The sequence below is a fragment of the Stenotrophomonas sp. 05L44_2 genome (assembly GCF_056665995.1).
Map to the genome: position 1 here is coordinate 1 of NZ_JBFTNR010000758.1, position 1,950 is coordinate 1,950.

Annotated in this window: 2 protein-coding genes; one reads left to right on the forward strand and one right to left on the reverse strand. The window is 66.0% G+C overall.

Features of this window, described 5'->3' with window-relative positions:
- The coding region (locus tag AC1VAN_RS20245) for a TCP-1/cpn60 chaperonin family protein (RefSeq protein ID WP_480986575.1) at positions 1–642 on the forward strand (642 nt) is incomplete at its 5' end.
- 156 nt (positions 643–798) lie between these two features.
- On the opposite strand, the gene AC1VAN_RS20250 is transcribed toward AC1VAN_RS20245, so the two are convergent.
- Complete coding sequence (locus tag AC1VAN_RS20250) at positions 799–1,947, reverse strand: serine hydrolase domain-containing protein (RefSeq protein WP_480986576.1); 1,149 nt, start codon at positions 1,945–1,947, stop codon at positions 799–801.
- Positions 1,948–1,950: the final 3 nt, after the last annotated feature.

Here is a 1,950-nt window from a genome sequence, read left to right on the forward strand (position 1 = left end):
GGTGACAAGGCTGCGGTCGATTCGCGCGTTGCGCAGATCAAGACCCAGATCGAAGACACCTCCTCGGACTACGACCGCGAGAAGCTGCAGGAGCGCGTGGCCAAGCTGGCCGGTGGCGTTGCAGTGATCAAGGTCGGCGCTTCGACCGAAATCGAAATGAAGGAAAAGAAGGATCGCGTCGACGACGCCCTGCACGCGACCCGTGCGGCCGTTGAAGAAGGCGTGGTTCCGGGCGGCGGCGTTGCCCTGGTCCGTGCGGTCTCCGCACTGGCTGGCCTGAAGGGTGCCAACGAAGACCAGAACCACGGCATCCAGATCGCCCTGCGCGCGATGGAAGCCCCGCTGCGCGAAATCGTTGCCAACGCCGGTGAAGAGCCGTCGGTCATCGTCAACAAGGTCAAGGAAGGCACCGGCAGCTTCGGCTACAACGCCGCTACGGGCGAGTTCGGCGACATGCTGCAGTTCGGCATCCTAGACCCGACCAAGGTGACCCGTTCGGCGCTGCAGAACGCAGCCTCGATCGCTGGCCTGATGATCACCACCGAAGCSATGGTKGCCGASGCYCCGAAGAAGGACGAGCCGGCCATGGGTGGCGCTGGTGGCATGGGCGGCATGGGTGGCATGGGCGGCATGGACTTCTAAGTCCCGCTGCACTGCTGCAATGAAAAACCCCGCCGCAAGGCGGGGTTTTTTTGTGGGTGGCGTGTTGCCGCCAATGGGTTCACAGCAATGGGTCCATGCCAATGAATCCATGCCCATCGGTCCATGCCAGTAGATCCACGCCATGCGTGGATGGCGTCAGCGCACGAGCACCTTCTCCGCGCCGTACTCCCAGTCCCACGGCACTCCGGTATCGCCAAGCACGAACGCCACCAGCGCCGGAAACGCCGCCTCGGCGCGGACATCGTTGCCCAGCATCACCACGCAGCGCTGGCCCTGCTCGATGCACACCAGGGTGTTGCCCACCGCGTCATCGTGGCCGCCCTTGTAGAAGCCGGGCCCCTGCGGTCCGCGGAAGGTGACCACGCCCAGGCCGGCTGCCAGGTCCCTGCGCCGCTCCGCTACCGGCAGTTCCGCCTGCAGGGTCGGAAACTGGCTGGCCGTGGTGATCGGCAGCTGYGGACGTACCAGCTCCTGCCGCATCGCCGCTGAAAGGCCTTCGCCGCGCACATAGCCCGCTGCGAAGTTGGCCATGTCGGCGATGGTGGTATCCATCGAGCCGGCGGCCCGCACCCGGCTGCGCTCGTCATGCGGCTCGGGCGTGCCATCGGCGGTCCAGCCGTCGGCCAGGTTGGTGGCGAAATCCTCGCGCCACATCATGCTGGTGCGGGGCATGCCGAAGCGGTCGAACACGCGACGCTGCATCAGCGCGCCGATGTCCTGGCCAAGGCGCCCCCGTTCGAGCACGAACTGCAGCAGGATCAAGCCTTCGCCGGAATAGCCGTAGCGGCTGCCCGGATCGAAATGGAATTGCAGCCTGCCATCCGGTTCCAGAAACGCGAAGTTGGCAAAGCCGCTGCCATGATTGAGCAGCAGGCGCGGGGTGAGCCGGCGCCAGCGTTCGTCGCCGGCCAATACGCTGTAATCGGCGTAGTGCTTCGTATCGACGGGGTAGTCCGGCAATGGCTTGTCCAGATACGTGGCAATGCCGGCGTCCAGCGCGATCACCTGGTCCTGTGCCAGCTGCGCGACCAGGTGGCCGAAGGCCATCTTGGTCAGCGAAGCGGCGTACATCACGGTGTCGGTACGCAGCGGTTCGCCGGCGGCGTTGCGCTCGCCATAGGCGGCCACGTGCACCACCTTGCCGGCGTCGATCACCGCCAGCGCCATGCCACGTGCGTGTGCGGCCTGCATCAGCCGGTGCGCCTGGGCATCAATGCGGGCTGGCGATGGCAGCGGTGGTGGCGCAGCGACTACGGCCATCGGCAACAGCGTCAGCAACAACAGGAC